Origin of the sequence: Gemmobacter sp. LW-1, assembly GCF_001303875.1 — a bacterium.
In the GTDB taxonomy this organism is placed as follows: domain Bacteria; phylum Pseudomonadota; class Alphaproteobacteria; order Rhodobacterales; family Rhodobacteraceae; genus Gemmobacter; species Gemmobacter caeni.
In genome coordinates this window covers 14,187-28,712 of the sequence record NZ_LJSC01000061.1, presented here as the reverse complement: position 1 = coordinate 28,712, position 14,526 = coordinate 14,187, and the positions used below count along the sequence as shown (strand labels likewise).

The window sequence follows — 14,526 nt, the reverse complement described above, 5'->3', positions numbered from 1 at the left end:
CGCGGCCCGAGGCGCCGGGCCTCAGCCCGCCGCCTGCGGAAACTTGACCCGCGGAAAATCATAGGCCCCGATCTTCGAGGTCAGGTAACGCCCGCCCACCAAGCCTTCGGCCAGTTTCACCGCCGCGCTGACCCCGTCGATCACCGGCATCCCGGTCAGCGCCTGCAACCGTTCGCACATGTCCGACATGCCGGCGCAGCCCAGCAGAACCGCCTCGGCCCCGTCCTGTTCGCGCGCGGCGCGGATCTCGTGCAGCAGGCGCAGTTCGCAGGTTTCCGGCTCCTGCTCCAGCGCCAGAACCGGCATGTTCACCGCCCGCACATTGCGGCAGCGCCCCGTCGCCCCGTAACCCGCCACCAGATCCTCGATGATCGGCACAGAACGCGGCAGCGTCGTCACGATGGAAAAGCGGCTGGCGATGGTCGAGGCCACCTGCACCCCGGCCTGACAGATGCCGATGACCGGCCCGCGCGCCACCTCGCGCGCCGCCGCCAGCCCCGGATCGTCGAAACAGGCGATGACATGGGCGTCAAAACCCCGCGCCTCGCCCGCGCGGATCAGATCCAGCATCGCGGGCACCGCCAGCGCCTCGTCGGCATGGCCCTCAATGCTCGCCGGGGTGTCGCGGGGGTTCACCGTCTCGATCACCGTGCCGGGAAAGGCGGCGCGACGCGCACTTTCACCGATCTGCGCCGTCATTGAGGCGGTGGAATTGGGGTTGATGACCAGAATGCGCATCATTTCACCTCGGCGGGGCGGATTTCGGCAGGCATCGGCGGCGTCGGCATCACGAACTGCCGGTCCGAGGTGATGTAATTGTCGGCATGCAGCCGCGCGATGGGCTGATAGACCTCGGGGTTCACATAGCGCCCCGCCGCGTCCAGACAGTCGCGCCGCACATGCATCTGCACCACTTCGCCGATGACCAGAAGCCGCCGCCCGTATTCCAGCAGCCGGTCCACCCGGCATTCCATGGCGCAGGGGCTTTCGACGATGCGCCGCGCGCGGATATGGGCACAGGGCGCCGAACTCAGCCCGGCCAGCGCCACCTCGTCCACATCCTCAGCCACGCCCAGCCCGCAAACCAGCATGGCCTGCGACAGCGCCATGTCGACCATGTTCACCACAAACTCCCCCTCACGGCGGATATTGCGCACGGTGTCTTTCTCCTGCCCGTCAGGGCGGGTCTGGATGCCCAGCACCACAAGCGCGGGGTCATGCGAGAATACGTTGAAAAAGCTCATGGGCGCTGCATTGTCCTGCCCGCCTTCCGACCGGGTGGACACCAGCGCGATAGGGCGCGGCCCGATGAAGTTGGTCAGCAGGCGATAGCGGTCCTGCGGGTCCAGGCGCGTGAAATCGAACTCCATGGTCTGTGGCATTGTCGTCCTGTCCCTCTGGATTACGGGCCGGGAACCCGCTATTATCTTCAACATGATTGTCGACATTTTTGTTGTCAATAAAAACCTGCCGCCGATTGACATTCGGTTGAAGGCGGCAAGAATGCCGTAGTGAAAGGGGGTTCTGATGTATCAGAACAAAGAAGCCACGCCCGGCCCGGCAGCGGAAATCTGCGAAAGGATCTGGCTGTCCATCGCCGAACGCAAGCTGCGCCCCGGCACCCGCCTCAAGGAAGAACAGCTGGCCGAGGTGTTCGAGGTCAGCCGCGCACGGGTGCGTCAGGCGCTGGCCATGCTGGAAAGCGACGGGCTGGTGACGATCCTGCCGAATCGGGGGGCCTTCGTTTCGGAACCCGGCGTTGACGAGGCGCGCGATGTCTTTCACTTCCGCCGCCAGGTCGAGGCGCGCGTGCTGGAACGGCTGATGGCCAATATCGCCGATACGGCAATCCCGCAGCTTGAGGCGCATCTGGCGCTGGAGCGCGAGGCCGATGCCCGCGGCGATACCACCGCCACCATCCGCCTGTCGGGCGGCTTTCATCTGCTGCTGGCAGAGCTTTCGGGCTCCGGCTTCCTCACCTCCACCCTGCGCGACCTCATCTCGCGCTCGACGCTGATCACCACCATGTATCGCCGCCATTCGCATCACAACTGCGGGCCGGACGAACATGCCGGGCTGATTGCCCGCATCCGCGCCCGCGACCTGGCCGGCGCGCTGCGGCTGATGGAGGATCACCTGCGCCATGTCGAGGACGAGCTTGACCTGACCGAGGATGTCCCGGTGCTGCGCGATCTGCGCGACGCGCTGGTCTGACCCCCTGCCCTTTCCGAGGCACTGCCCCGCCCCGGCGGGCAGCGATGATTTTCGTCCGGCCTGAATTTCGGGCATTTCCGCCCTGAAACCCGGCGCGGAAAGATACCAGACAAAATTGTCGACAAAATTATTGACAGAAAAGTCGTCACCCCGCACTCTGGACTGGTCCACCGCCGGAATCGGACGGAAGACCTTTGCAACCGCCGGAGAAGCCCGCATCAGACGGACGGGCCGGCACCTTGACAGGGATAGACCATGACCAGCCTCAAAGCCTCGCTTCTTTCCTGCGTCGCGCTTGCCTGCTTCGCGGGCGACGCCTCGGCCCAGACGCTCCGCTGGGGTGCGGCGCGCGATATCAACTCGCTCGATCCCTATTCCTACGGATCGACCTTCACCATCAGCTTCCTGAACCACGTCTACGAAGGACTTGTGCGCTACAACGACAAGCTGGAAATCGAACCGGCGCTGGCGACCGAATGGGAAGTGCTGCCCGGCAATGTCTGGCGCTTCAAGCTGCGGCAGGGCGTCAAATTCCATGATGGCGCCGAGTTCACCGCCGATGATGTGGTCGCCTCGCTGACCCGCGTCAGCCACCCGGATTCGCCCCTGCGCGGCAACCTGCCCGCCTATGTTTCCTCCGCCAAGGTCGATGATTATACCGTCGACATCACGGTGAACGGCACCTACCCGCTGCTGCTCAACGACCTGACCAACATCCATATGTTCGATGCAGGCTGGCTGAAGGACCACAATGCCGAAGTCCCGACCGACGTCGCCAAGAAGGTCGAGGGTTACCCGACCTTCAACGCCAATGGCACCGGCCCGTTCAGCGTCGAAAGCCGCGTGCCGGACAGCAAGACCGTTCTCGTCGTGAACGAAGGCTGGTGGGATACGCCGCAGCACAACCTCAAGCGCATCGAGTTCACCCCCATCGCCTCGGATGCCACCCGCGTCGCCGCACTGCTGTCGGGCGAGATCGACTTTACCGAAAAGGCCCCGATCCAGGATCTGCCGCGCCTCGAATCCACACCCACCGTCAAGGTGCTGGAAGGCAGCGAGTTGCGCACCATCATGTTCGGCTTCACCTTTGCCGACAAGCTGCACAACGGCCAGTCCAACCTGTTCAAAGACAAGAAGATGCGTGAGGCCGTCGCCGCCGCCATCGACCTTGACCTGATCCAGAAGAAGGTGATGCGCGGCAAGTCGCGCAACGCGGGCACGGTGGTCGCCCCGGCGATCCCCGGCTATGACGCGGCGCTGGATACGCCCAATGCCTATGATCCCGAAAAGGCCGCCGCGCTGATCAAGGAACTGGGCGCCGAAGGTTATGAATTCGAGATCGTCTGCGCCAACGATGTCTGGCTGAACGAAGAGGAAATCTGCAACGCGCTGGTGTCCATGCTGACCCGCGCCGGGCTGAAGCCCACGCTGTCCATCGGTCCGAATGCGGTGCAGCAGATCAAGCAGACCAATGGCGAGGCCGATATGTTCAGCTTCGGCTGGGCCAACGAGCCGATGCTCGACAGCTACTCGATCCTGCTTCAGGTGTTCCACTCGAAATCCGACAATGCGGGCGTGTTCAACTGGGGCGGCTGGGTCTATCCTGACCTCGACAAGCTGGTCGATGCCGCCTCGACCGAACTGGACCGCGCCAAACGCCTCGCCATGCAGACCGAGGCGCTGAAGATCGTGAAGGACGAGCTGATCATGCTGCCCTTCCACCAGCAGCCGATGGCCTGGGCCACGTCGGACAAGGTGGAAAGCGTCGTGCAGCTTTCCGACAACAAGGGCCGTCACTGGATGACCCGCATGGCGGAATGACCCTTGCGGCACGGCCCCCGCTGCGGGGCCGTGCCGTGACGCGCATCCGCAACAAGGGGGCCTCGCCTTGATCGTATTTCTCATAAAACGTCTGGCCAATGCGGCGCTGGTCATGCTGGCCGTGGCGCTCATGGCCTTCCTGATCTTCCGCTTCGTCGGCGATCCCGTGCAGCTGATGGTCAACGAACAGACCACGCAGGCCGAAAAGGACGCGCTGCGCGAAAACCTCGGCCTGAATGATCCCGTCGCGGTGCAGTTCCTGCGCTTTGTCGGCAATGCGGTGCAGGGGGATTTCGGTGTCTCCTACCGCAACCAGCAAGAGGTGATGAGCCTCATCGCCGAACGTTTCCCCGCCACGATCGAGCTTGTTCTGCTGGCCACCATCATCTCGCTGGTCGTCGGCGTGCCGCTCGGCGTCTATACCGCCATCCATCGCGGCAGCTGGGCCAGCGAGGGCTTGCAGTTCCTGTCGATCATCGGCGTCTCGCTGCCAAGTTTCGTCATCGGCATCCTGCTGATCCTCGTCTTTTCGGTCATGCTCAACATCGCACCGGCCTTCGGGCGGGGCGAGGTGGTCAGCATCGGCTGGTGGACCACGGGCCTTCTGACCCCCTCGGGCCGGGCCGCGCTGATCCTGCCCTCGGTCGCATTGTCGCTGTACCAGATCACGCTGGTGATGCGTCTGGTCCGCGCCGAGATGATGGAGGTTCTGCGCTCGGATTTCGTGAAATTCGCGCGGGCCCGCGGCGTCCCGCGCTGGCGCATCCACTATGTCCATGCCCTGCGCAACTGCCTGATGCCGGTGGTGACAATGACCGCCATGAACATCGGCTCGCTGATCGCCTTCGCCCTGATCACGGAAACGGTGTTCCAGTGGCCGGGCATGGGGATGCTGTTCATCCAGGCGGTGACCTTCGTCGATATCCCGGTGATGGCGGCCTATCTCTGCATCGTTTCCTTCATCTTCGTGGCGCTGAACACGCTGGTCGACATCACCTATGCTCTGATCGACCCGCGCCTGCGCATGGCAAGAGGCTGAGCCCATGACCGCGCGTCCCCTCCCCCCCTCGCGGCTGTCCCGCCTGCGCCAGAGCGACCTGTGGTGGTCCTTCACCCATCATCGCGGCGCCATGATCGCGGCCGCCCTGCTGTTCGTGCTGATCTTCAGCGCCTTCACCGCGCCGCTTTATGTGCCGCAGAACCCGTTCGACCCCGCGCAGCTTGACCTGCTGAATGCCGAATACCCGCCGATCTGGACCGAGGGCGGGCAATGGCCCTACCTTCTGGGCACCGATACCCAGGGCCGCGACATCCTGTCGGCCATCCTTTACGGCTCGCGCATTTCCATCCTGATCGGCCTCGCCTCGGTATTCTTCGCCCTGGTGGTGGGCATCGGCACCGGGCTGGTGGCGGGTTATTACGGCGGGCTGATCGAAAACCTGCTGATGCGCTTTGGCGACATCCTGCTGTCGATCCCCACCATCCTGATCGCCATTCTGGTCAGCGCCATCGTGCGCGAACTGCTGCCCCCCTCGCTGCGCGAGGTGGGCGCGGGCGGCGTGCTGGTGCTGGCCATCGTTCTGTCGGGCTGGGTGCAATATGCCCGCACCGTGCGGGCGCAGACAGCCGTAGAACGCGGCAAGGAATATGTGCAGGCGGCGCAACTGCTCAGGGTGCCCGCGCGGCGCATCATGTTTCGCCACATCCTGCCCAATACGCTCACCCCGATCCTCGTTGCCGCCACGCTGAACTTCGGCATGGCGATCCTGACCGAAGCCACGCTGTCCTTCCTCGGCATCGGGATGCCCGCCAGCCAGCCCAGCCTCGGCACGCTGATCCGGCTGGGCAATCAGTTCCTGTTCTCCGGCATGTGGTGGATCACCGTCTTCCCCGTGCTGCAACTCTGCCTGCTGGTCGTCGCCGTCAACATCCTCGGGGATTGGCTGCGGGACGCCCTGAACCCGAAACTGAGGTAAGCCATGCAAGATCTGCTGATCCGCAACATCCGCCCGATGGGGGCCGAAGCGCAGGACATCCTGATCCGCGCGGGCCGCATCGCCGCCATCGGCAAGGGCCTCGCCGCCGAAGGCGCAACGGTCGAGGATGGCGCGGGCGCCATCGCCATTCCGACGCTGGCCGACACCCATACCCATCTCGACAAGACCACCTGGGGCATGCCCTGGTATCCGGGCCGCAAGGGCGGCAGCCTTCAGGATCTGATCGACAACGAAAGGAACAGCCGCATTCCGCTGGGCCTGGATGTCCACCGCCAGTCGATGCGTCACGCCATCCAGCTTGTCGAAAACGGCACCGGCCATATTCGCAGCCATGTCGACATCGACACTGATCACGGGCTGAGCCTGCTGGAAGGCAAGCTCGCCACCCGCACGGCACTGGCGGATGCTGTCGACATGCAGATCGTCGCCTTCCCGCAATCGGGCCTGATGAAACGCCCCGGCACCTATGAGCTGATGGACGAGGCGCTGGCCATGGGGGCGGATGTGGTCGGCGGGCTGGACCCGTCCTCGATGGACCGCGACCCGAAAGGCTCGCTGGATGCCATCTTCCGGCTGGCCGAAAAGCACGGCAAGCCCATCGACATCCACCTGCACGAATATGGCGAACTGGGCGCCTTCACGCTGGAGGAAATCATCGCCCGCACCCATGCCCTCGGGATGCAGGGTCTGGTCGGCGTCTCGCATTGCTTCTGTCTGGGCATGCCCGATCCGCTGCGCGTCGGCCCGTTGATGGAGGAGGTGGCGAAAGCCGACATCCGCATCTTCACCACCGGCCACCCTTCGGCCGAGGTGCCGAGCCTGCAAGACATGCGCGCGGCGGGGATCAGGGTCGGGCTGGGCTGCGACGGTATCCGTGACACCTGGGGGCCGTGGGGCCAGCCCGACATGCTGCACCGCGCCCGCATCGTCGGCATGAAGAACCGCATGCGCCGCGATGATGAACTGGAGCTGCTGCTGGACGCCGCCTCGCGCGGCGGGGTCGAGGCGATGGGGCTGGAGGCTCCGGGGCTGGTGCCCGGCGGCTCCGGCGACCTGACGCTGGTCGCGGGTGAAACGCTGGCCCATGCCGTTGTCGAGGAAGCGCCGCGCCCGCTGGTGGTGAAACGCGGGCGGGTCGTGGCGCGCGCGGGCCGGATTGCCCTGCCCGGCGTGGTGATGCCATGATCCGGCTGACGGATCTGCCGCTTGGCACCCCCCTGCCCGGCCGCACCGCGCTGACCGCGCAATGGGTGCTGGGCCATGCCGGGGGGCAGCATTGCCTGATCCCCAGTGGCGAGGTGGTGTTCGAGGCGGGCCGCATCCTGCATGTCGGGCCGCGCTTTCCGGGTGAGGTCGCACGGCGCATCGACCTGGGCCGCGCGCTGATCTCGCCGGGGCTGATCGACCTTGACGCGCTGTCCGACCTCGACACCACCGTGCTGGCCATCGACCACCAGCCCGGCTGGGCCAAGGGCCGGGTCTGGCCGCGCAGCTATGTCGACCGTGGCCCCTACGAGATGTATGCGCCCGAGGAACTGGCCTTCCAGAAGCGCTTTGCCTTCGCGCAACTGCTGCTGAACGGCATCACCACCGCCGCGCCCATCGCCTCGCTGTTCTACCGCGAATGGGGCGAGACGGTCGCCGAATTTTCCGCCGCCGCCGACGCGGCGGGCGAGATGGGTCTGCGGGTCTATCTGTCGCCCGCCTATCGCTCGGGCGGCATGGTTCTGGAAGGCCCCGGCCAGATGGAGCCGGTGTTTGACGAGCCGCGCGGCATGGAAGGGCTGGAGGCCGCCATCGCCTTCGTCACCGCGCAGGAGGGCCGCCATGGCGGTCTGGTGCGCGGCATGCTGGCACCCGACCGGGTGGAAACCTGCACCCTGCCGCTGCTGCGCCGAACCATGGACGCCGCCGCCGATCTGGGATGCAAGGTGCGCCTGCATATGGCGCAGGGCGAGATGGAGGTGCAGACCGTCCGCCGCCTGCACGGCACCACCGCGCCCGACTGGCTGGCGCAGGCCGGGCTGCTCAGCGACCGGCTGATCGCGCCCCATGCCACCAATGCCACCGAAGCCGATCTTGCGCATTATGCCGCCCATGAGGTCAGCGTCGTGCATTGCCCGCTGGTCTCGGCCCGTTTCGGGTCTGCCCTGCGCAGCTTCGGGCGGCTGAAGGCGGCGGGGATCAACCTGTGCATGGGGACCGATACCGTCCCCGCCGACATGCTGATGAACCTGATGGCGGGCCTTCTGGCCGCGCGCCTTACCGATCCGGGGGCGCCGCACCAGTCCAGCGCCGATTTCTGGGATGCGGCCACGCTGGGTGGTGCCCGCGCGCTGAACCGCGACGATCTGGGGCGGCTTGCCCCCGGTGCGTGCGCCGATATGGCAGTCTTCCGGCTGGATGATGCGGTGATGACCCCGGCCATCGACCCGATCACTACGCTGGTCGCGGGCGGCACCGGCCGCGTCACGCAGGCCACCTTCGTCGACGGGCGGCTGTCGATGTGCGAGGGCCGCGTGGCCGGCATCGACCTTGCCGCCGCACAATCCCGCGCGCAGGCCCAGTTCGACGGGCTGGTCGCCAAATACCCCGAACGGAGCTGGCAGCATCCGCCCGTCTCCGACCTTTTCCCCCCCAGCTACCCCATCCGCGAGGAAGCCATCCCATGACCGAGCAGCCGACGCTTGATGTCCGCAATCTGCGGGTGGAATTTCCGGGCCGTCATGGCACGGTCACCGCGCTGGACGATGTGAGCCTTACCATCCGTCCGGGCGAGATTCTGGGGGTCGTGGGCGAATCCGGTGCGGGCAAGTCAATGACCGGCCTCGCCGTGCAGCGCCTGCTGGAGCCGCCAGGCCATATCGCGGGGGGTGAGGTCTGGCTCAACGGCCGCCGCATCGACCAGTTGCCCGAACCGCAGATGGAAAAGATCCGGGGCCGCGAGATCGGCGCGATCTTTCAGGACCCGCTCACCTCGCTCAACCCGCTGTTTTCGGTCGGGAGGCAACTGGTCGAAACCATCCGCCTGCACAGCGACCTGTCAAAGCCCGCCGCCCGCGCCCGCGCGGTGGACCTGCTGGCCGAAGTCGGCATCCCCGCCCCTGCCGAACGGGTGGATCATTTCCCCCACCAGTTCTCCGGCGGCATGCGGCAGCGGGTGGTCATCGCCCTCGCCCTCGCCGCGCGGCCCAGGCTGGTCATCGCGGATGAACCGACCACCGCGCTTGATGTCTCGATCCAGGCACAGATCACCGCGCTCTTGCGCAAGCTCTGCAAGGATCACGGCACGGCGGTGATGCTGGTGACACATGACATGGGCGTCATCGCCGAAACTGCCGACCGGGTGGCGGTGATGTATGCGGGCCGTCTGGTCGAGATCGGCCCGGTGGCCGAGGTCGTGGCCCGCCCCTCGCATCCCTACACGCGCGGGCTGATGGGCTCGATCCCCACCCTGGGCGCCCGTGTGCCGCGTCTGGCGCAGATCGACGGCGCCATGCCGCGTCTGGATGCCATCCCGACCGGCTGCGCCTTCAACCCGCGCTGCCCGCTGGTGCAGGACCGCTGCCGCCGCGACCGCCCCGACCTGCGCCCGATGGGCGCGGGCCTTGCCGCCTGCTGGATCGACCCCGCCGCTGCCGCCACGGAGACCGCCGCATGATCCCCCACACCGCCCCCTCCGCCCTGACCGTCAGCGCCATGACCCGGCGGTTCGACGTCTCCGCCCCCTGGCTGAACCGCGTCATCGAACGCAAGCCCCGCCTCTTCGTCCGCGCCGTCGACGATGTCAGCTTCGAGGTGCCGAAGGGCGGCTGCCTCAGCCTTGTGGGCGAATCCGGCTGCGGCAAATCCACCGTGGCGCGGCTGGTCACCGGGCTTTACGCCCCGTCCGAAGGCAGCATCGCCTTCGCCCCCGGCGCCGATGGCCGCCCGCTGTCGGTGCAGATGATCTTTCAGGACCCCTACGCCAGCCTCAACCCGCGCTGGCGGGTGTTCGACATCATCGCCGAACCCCTGCGCGAACTGAAACTGCGCGAGACCGAGGCCGAAATCGCCGACCGTGTGGCGGAGCTTCTGAAAACCGTGGGGCTGACCGCCAGCGACGGTCGCAAGTTCCCGCATGAGTTTTCCGGCGGGCAGCGGCAGCGCATTTCCATCGCCCGCGCCCTCGCCTCCGAGCCGGATTTCCTCGTCTGCGACGAACCGACCTCGGCGCTGGATGTGTCGGTGCAGGCCCAGATCCTCAACCTGATGCGCCGTCTTCAGGATGAGATGGGCCTGACCTATCTGTTCATCAGCCATGACATGAGCGTGGTGCGCCACATGTCGGATCAGATTGCAGTGATGTATCTGGGCCGCATCGTCGAACAGGCGCCAACCGAGGTGCTGTTTGCCCATCCGCGCCATCCCTATACGCAGCTGCTGCTGGAAACGATCCCCAATGTCACCGCCCCGCGCCGGGATCGCGAGCCGCAGGCGGGCGAGGTTCCCAGCCCGCTGAAACCGCCTTCCGGCTGCACCTTCCACCCGCGCTGCCCGCAGGCCGACAGCCGCTGTTCCGCCGAACGGCCCGAGATGACGGCCATGCCGGACGGCAGCCGCGTCGCCTGCCATCGGGTCGAAGAGATGCTGGCCCGGATGGCCTGAGCCACCCGGCCACAGCTTTTCTGGCGGTTCCGGCGTGGCTGGCACCGCCAGAAAAGGTATTCAAACACCCCCCTGCCCTTCTGCCTCGCGCGCTTTTCTTCAGGACGCGCGGGCATTTTTATGGCAGGAATCATTCATAATTTATTGATTTTCATACATAAAATTCTATCATCCTCAAAAAAAGAAAGCCCGAAACCCGCTTCCGCAGGCTCCGGGCTTTCCCCAACCTTCCCCGCGGGGAAGATCAGGCGATATCGGTCAGCAGCCGCGCCAGCGCCGCCTCCAGCTTGCGCCGGTCCAGCGCCGAGAAATCGCGGTCCAGCCGGATCTCCAGCCGCCCGTTCGCCGCCGTGCATTTCGCGGCCCCCGAGGGCGTCGGCACCTGAAAGGTGGTCTTGGCCCGCGCCGTGGCCTTTGCCGCCCCCTCGCCCGCCGCAGCAGGCTTCACCGCGCCCTCCTCCCCCTCGTCGCCGATGGCCTTGCGCAACACGTCGATCTCGTCCGTGACGGAACGGTTGTCCCAGTCGCGCAGAACGGCCCGGATCTGCGGCACCAGTTCTGGCCGCTCGTCGATGGCTGCCGCCAGCCGCAGCCCCAGGGCACGCGGGATATGCGGTGCAAAGCGCAGGTCATCGCCCAGCCGGTCCATCACCCGGATGAACTGCCGGATGTAGCTGCGCTTCTGATAGCCCGCCGATTTGAACAACTCCGCCACCGCGCGGTCGGCATCATTCTCGGCGATCTGCGGGTCGCGGGCATAGTTCAGTGCCAGCATCGCCATTTCGGCAAAAGAGATGTCCTTGCGCACAAGGTTCTCGTCCACCATCCGGCGATACAGCGCCTCCAGATCTTCCCCGCGGGGAAGAATGCCCGCCGGGATGCGGCCCCAGCTTTCGGTGTCGCCCGTCTCTTCCAGAAGCTGCCGATAGGCCGCCAGACGGCGGAAACCCTGCACCAGTTCAAACCTGCCATCCGCCCGCGCCTCGACCCGGATCGGGTTCGACAGGCCCAGATCGCGGATCGAGGCGACCAGCTCGGCCAGCTCCATGTCGTCGCCCTTGGCACGGTCGCGCACCAGCTTCCAGGTCTCAACCGCGTCCAGATCAACCAGATCGACGATCAGACCCAGCTTTTTCATCCGCACATGTTCGGCCGCCAGCGCGTCATTCTCGGCGCGGATCTGTGCCTCCACGGCCCGGCGGTCACGCAGCGCATCGGCATTCTCGGAAATCGCCGTCGCCATGGGCGACCGGCGCGGCGCGGCCGTCTCCGCGCGCGGCGCCGTCTCCTCGGCCTCCGGCAGGTCGATATCGAAGGTGCGGCGCTTCTTCATTGCTCATCCTCCATCTTCGCCCAGGCGTCGAGGAAACAGGCGCGGAATTCCTCATAGGCGCGGTCGAACGAGGCGCGGGCGCGACGCCAGGTCTCGCGCGTCATGGTGCGGTAGTCGATTTCATAGACCGACGAAAGGAAGCGCCCGGATTGTTCGACCGCGCGGGTCATCTCGATCGGTTCGTTGCAGACCGTATCGCCGAACACCTTGCGGAACGCCTCCAGCATCGCGCGGTGCAATTCATTGCCCGGCTCGTAGCGCGTCATCAGGAAGCGCAGGTCCAGGAAGACTTTCGGCAGCCGCATCTTCCCCGCGGGGAAGGTTCCGTCGAACCCATGCGCCAGATCCTCCAGCGCCTCGGACAATTGCCCGATGAAGGATGTGGTGCTGTCATATTCCCAATAGCCGGGGCCGGAGGGGATATACAGCACATCCGCCGCGAAGACCGCGTTCATCGACTGATAGCCAATGGCAGGCGGGCAATCGAACAGGATCAGGTCATAGGCATCGGCAGACAGCGCATCCAGATAGCGCGACACGGCGGCGAAGAACGACCAGTCGGGATTGAGGTGCCGGTATTGCGCGCTGGCAAATTCCACAAAGGCGGCATTGGCGCAGCTTGGCACGATATCGATGGTGGGCCAGGCGGTCGGCCGGATGAAATCGGTCACGCGCAGATCGCCCAGACCCAGATCGCGGACCGAGGCGGGCAGGCGGCGCTGGGGCAGGGCGGTGCCGCTTTCGGCGGCCTGCGGCATGGCATTCATCCGGTCCGTCTCGCGCACCAGATCGCGGGCGATGATGCCCCAGACCGTCAGATCCTCACTGACGTCGTGCAGGCCCATGGAATGCGTCAGCGTGGCCTGCGGGTCGAAATCGACCACGAGCACCCGATAACCGTCCAGCGCCGCGGCATGGGCCATGTGCAGCGCCACCGTGGACTTGCCGGCCCCGCCCTTGAAGTTGGAAATCGCCACCCGGATCGCCCGTTTGCCCGCCGGGCGCTTCGGCATCAGCGAGGTGCGGTTGATCTTCATCTTGCGGCGCAGTTCGTTGATCTCGGTCAGCGAGAACCAGCGCTGGCGCCCGTCCTCCTCAACTTCCCCGCCGGGAAGGTCGGGGTCTGCGGCAAGGCGGCCGCGGAAGGTGGACTGGTTGATCCTGAAGATCAGTTCCGCCACCTCCCAGGACGAAAAGCGCCGCAGGGTCTTTTCATGCTCGGGCGAGAAGGTCTGACGGCGGATGAAGCCCTGCATCTTCAGCGATTGAGCCTGAAGGGCGGCGAGATCCTCGTGGGTATACATGCTCGGTTCCGTTGACTGGACGTAGATTATTGATGAATTCAGAAATACGCCGGATTTGCAAAAATCGCAAAAGCTAAGTTATGCTGTGATCCAGAAAACCCGAATGCGCCAGATCCGCGAAATTCCTTAGTCCTTTCAAACGCCCCACCGATTCGGACGCCTGTTGCAAACCCTGCGCCCATCGCCGATCCGACCGCGCGGATGACACAAAACCTGGGGGGACATTTTCGATCCTCACGCCACCCGTTGAGGGGACATTGCAGACGGGATAGGGTGACACCCAGTATGTCCCCCAATACCAGAAGAACCATTTCTTTTTTGAACGCTGATCGGGAAATGCCAAGGTTTCCGGCCGAGAGGACAAGGCGGCCCTTGACAGAATCGGACTACAGGACGCTAATGCCGACAACGAAATGAAAAACGCCGGGCAGAAGCGGGCGACCTCCACAGACAACGTTCTTTGGCCCGGTCCCCGGAATAACACTGTAGCTGCCGGTCAAGAAACGGTTGGGGCATACCCCGGAGGCCAGGCATGTTGATGAAGAAGGCGGTTGGCCGGGGCGGCAGCACGCGCAAATACGACCTGCTGACCATTCTTGGCGTTCATGCGCTTGCACAGGGCAAGACCCTGCAACGCCAGACGCTGCGGCTTCTGTGCCTTATCACCGCGCGCTACAACTGGCAGAGCGACCAGCTTTCGGTGGGGCAGGCCGAAATCGCGCGGCTCTGGTCCGTCGATACCCGCACGGTCAAGCGCGAGATGGCGGCACTGCGCGACCGGGGCTGGCTGGTCGAGAAACGACCGGCGGCGCGGGGGCGGGTCACGCTCTACGGGCTGGGGATTGCGCAGATCCTGCATGATACCCGCGCAAGCTGGGACATGGTGGGCCCCGATCTGGTGGCGCGGATGGATGCGCCCGAGGCCCCGCCGGAACCGGAGGCAGGGGGCAAGGTGATCCCCTTCCCGCAGATGCCCATGCCGGAAGGGGAGGGGGCCTGGCCCCGCATTGCGCGGCGGTTGCAACAAAGCGATGCGGGCCTCTACCGGCTGTGGTTCGCCATGCTGGACGGCACCGAAAGCGGGCATGAGTTGCAGATCAGCGCGCCCTCTGCCTTCCATGCCGCCTATGTGCAGACGCATCACCTGCCGCTGCTGGAACGCGCCTTGCGGCAAGAGGCGCCAGGGTTGAGCCTGCGCTTCGTCTGAGGC

At 65.6% G+C, this 14,526-nt stretch carries 13 protein-coding genes; 9 read left to right on the top strand and 4 right to left on the bottom strand.

Annotation, left to right across the window (positions count from 1 at the left end; translation table 11 throughout):
• Positions 1 to 21: 21 nt before the first annotated feature.
• Together AO684_RS19420 and AO684_RS19415 are read right to left on the bottom strand one after the other, a co-directional pair.
• Positions 22 to 741, bottom strand: coding sequence for an aspartate/glutamate racemase family protein (locus AO684_RS19420; protein WP_235451328.1), 720 nt, complete (start codon positions 739 to 741; stop codon positions 22 to 24).
• Positions 738 to 1,382 (bottom strand): flavin reductase family protein, encoded by a 645-nt coding sequence (locus AO684_RS19415; protein WP_235451327.1) that lies wholly within the window; start codon positions 1,380 to 1,382, stop codon positions 738 to 740. Before AO684_RS19415 ends, AO684_RS19420 begins: the two co-directional genes overlap by 4 nt.
• Positions 1,383 to 1,527: 145 nt before the next feature.
• Between AO684_RS19415 and AO684_RS19410 the strand changes: the two genes are divergently transcribed.
• From AO684_RS19410 to AO684_RS19375, 8 genes are all read left to right on the top strand, one after another.
• On the top strand, positions 1,528 to 2,214 hold the full coding sequence (locus AO684_RS19410; protein WP_054304388.1) for a GntR family transcriptional regulator: 687 nt from the start codon (positions 1,528 to 1,530) through the stop codon (positions 2,212 to 2,214).
• Between the two features lie 255 nt (positions 2,215 to 2,469).
• Complete coding sequence (locus AO684_RS19405) at positions 2,470 to 4,035, top strand: ABC transporter substrate-binding protein (protein WP_054304387.1); 1,566 nt, start codon at positions 2,470 to 2,472, stop codon at positions 4,033 to 4,035.
• A gap of 67 nt (positions 4,036 to 4,102) precedes the next feature.
• Positions 4,103 to 5,074, top strand: a complete 972-nt coding sequence (locus AO684_RS19400; RefSeq protein ID WP_054304386.1) for an ABC transporter permease — start codon at positions 4,103 to 4,105, stop codon at positions 5,072 to 5,074.
• Between the two features lie 4 nt (positions 5,075 to 5,078).
• Positions 5,079 to 6,011, top strand: coding sequence for an ABC transporter permease (locus AO684_RS19395; protein ID WP_054304385.1), 933 nt, complete (start codon positions 5,079 to 5,081; stop codon positions 6,009 to 6,011).
• A 3-nt stretch (positions 6,012 to 6,014) separates the two neighbouring features.
• Positions 6,015 to 7,217: an amidohydrolase family protein gene (locus AO684_RS19390; RefSeq protein ID WP_054304384.1), complete on the top strand. Its 1,203-nt coding sequence runs from the start codon at positions 6,015 to 6,017 to the stop codon at positions 7,215 to 7,217.
• Positions 7,214 to 8,704: an amidohydrolase family protein gene (locus AO684_RS19385; RefSeq protein WP_054304383.1), complete on the top strand. Its 1,491-nt coding sequence runs from the start codon at positions 7,214 to 7,216 to the stop codon at positions 8,702 to 8,704. The genes AO684_RS19390 and AO684_RS19385 overlap by 4 nt, the downstream gene beginning before the upstream one ends.
• Positions 8,701 to 9,693, top strand: coding sequence for an ABC transporter ATP-binding protein (locus tag AO684_RS19380; protein WP_054304382.1), 993 nt, complete (start codon positions 8,701 to 8,703; stop codon positions 9,691 to 9,693). Before AO684_RS19385 ends, AO684_RS19380 begins: the two co-directional genes overlap by 4 nt.
• Positions 9,690 to 10,679 (top strand): ABC transporter ATP-binding protein, encoded by a 990-nt coding sequence (locus AO684_RS19375; protein ID WP_054304381.1) that lies wholly within the window; start codon positions 9,690 to 9,692, stop codon positions 10,677 to 10,679. The genes AO684_RS19380 and AO684_RS19375 overlap by 4 nt, the downstream gene beginning before the upstream one ends.
• 244 nt (positions 10,680 to 10,923) lie before the next feature.
• On the opposite strand, the gene AO684_RS19370 is transcribed toward AO684_RS19375, so the two are convergent.
• On the bottom strand, positions 10,924 to 12,012 hold the full coding sequence (locus tag AO684_RS19370; RefSeq protein ID WP_054304380.1) for a ParB N-terminal domain-containing protein: 1,089 nt from the start codon (positions 12,010 to 12,012) through the stop codon (positions 10,924 to 10,926).
• Positions 12,009 to 13,316, bottom strand: coding sequence for an AAA family ATPase (locus AO684_RS19365; protein ID WP_054304379.1), 1,308 nt, complete (start codon positions 13,314 to 13,316; stop codon positions 12,009 to 12,011). Before AO684_RS19365 ends, AO684_RS19370 begins: the two co-directional genes overlap by 4 nt.
• 532 nt (positions 13,317 to 13,848) lie before the next feature.
• Here AO684_RS19365 and AO684_RS19360 point away from each other — a divergent pair.
• Positions 13,849 to 14,523, top strand: coding sequence for a hypothetical protein (locus AO684_RS19360; protein WP_054304378.1), 675 nt, complete (start codon positions 13,849 to 13,851; stop codon positions 14,521 to 14,523).
• The last annotated feature ends 3 nt before the right edge of the window (positions 14,524 to 14,526 follow it).

Bases quoted from the DNA above. Each gene is read 5' to 3' on its own strand.
- AO684_RS19380 (WP_054304382.1), top strand. From the start codon at position 8,701: ATGACCGAGCAGCCGACGCTTGATGTCCGCAATCTGCGGGTGGAATTT.
- AO684_RS19395 (WP_054304385.1), top strand. From the start codon at position 5,079: ATGACCGCGCGTCCCCTCCCCCCCTCGCGGCTGTCCCGCCTGCGCCAG.
- AO684_RS19385 (WP_054304383.1), top strand. From the start codon at position 7,214: ATGATCCGGCTGACGGATCTGCCGCTTGGCACCCCCCTGCCCGGCCGC.
- AO684_RS19415 (WP_235451327.1), bottom strand. From the start codon at position 1,382: ATGCCACAGACCATGGAGTTCGATTTCACGCGCCTGGACCCGCAGGAC.
- AO684_RS19365 (WP_054304379.1), bottom strand. From the start codon at position 13,316: ATGTATACCCACGAGGATCTCGCCGCCCTTCAGGCTCAATCGCTGAAG.
- AO684_RS19360 (WP_054304378.1), top strand. From the start codon at position 13,849: ATGTTGATGAAGAAGGCGGTTGGCCGGGGCGGCAGCACGCGCAAATAC.
- AO684_RS19420 (WP_235451328.1), bottom strand. From the start codon at position 741: ATGATGCGCATTCTGGTCATCAACCCCAATTCCACCGCCTCAATGACG.
- AO684_RS19390 (WP_054304384.1), top strand. From the start codon at position 6,015: ATGCAAGATCTGCTGATCCGCAACATCCGCCCGATGGGGGCCGAAGCG.
- AO684_RS19370 (WP_054304380.1), bottom strand. From the start codon at position 12,012: ATGAAGAAGCGCCGCACCTTCGATATCGACCTGCCGGAGGCCGAGGAG.
- AO684_RS19375 (WP_054304381.1), top strand. From the start codon at position 9,690: ATGATCCCCCACACCGCCCCCTCCGCCCTGACCGTCAGCGCCATGACC.
- AO684_RS19405 (WP_054304387.1), top strand. From the start codon at position 2,470: ATGACCAGCCTCAAAGCCTCGCTTCTTTCCTGCGTCGCGCTTGCCTGC.
- AO684_RS19410 (WP_054304388.1), top strand. From the start codon at position 1,528: ATGTATCAGAACAAAGAAGCCACGCCCGGCCCGGCAGCGGAAATCTGC.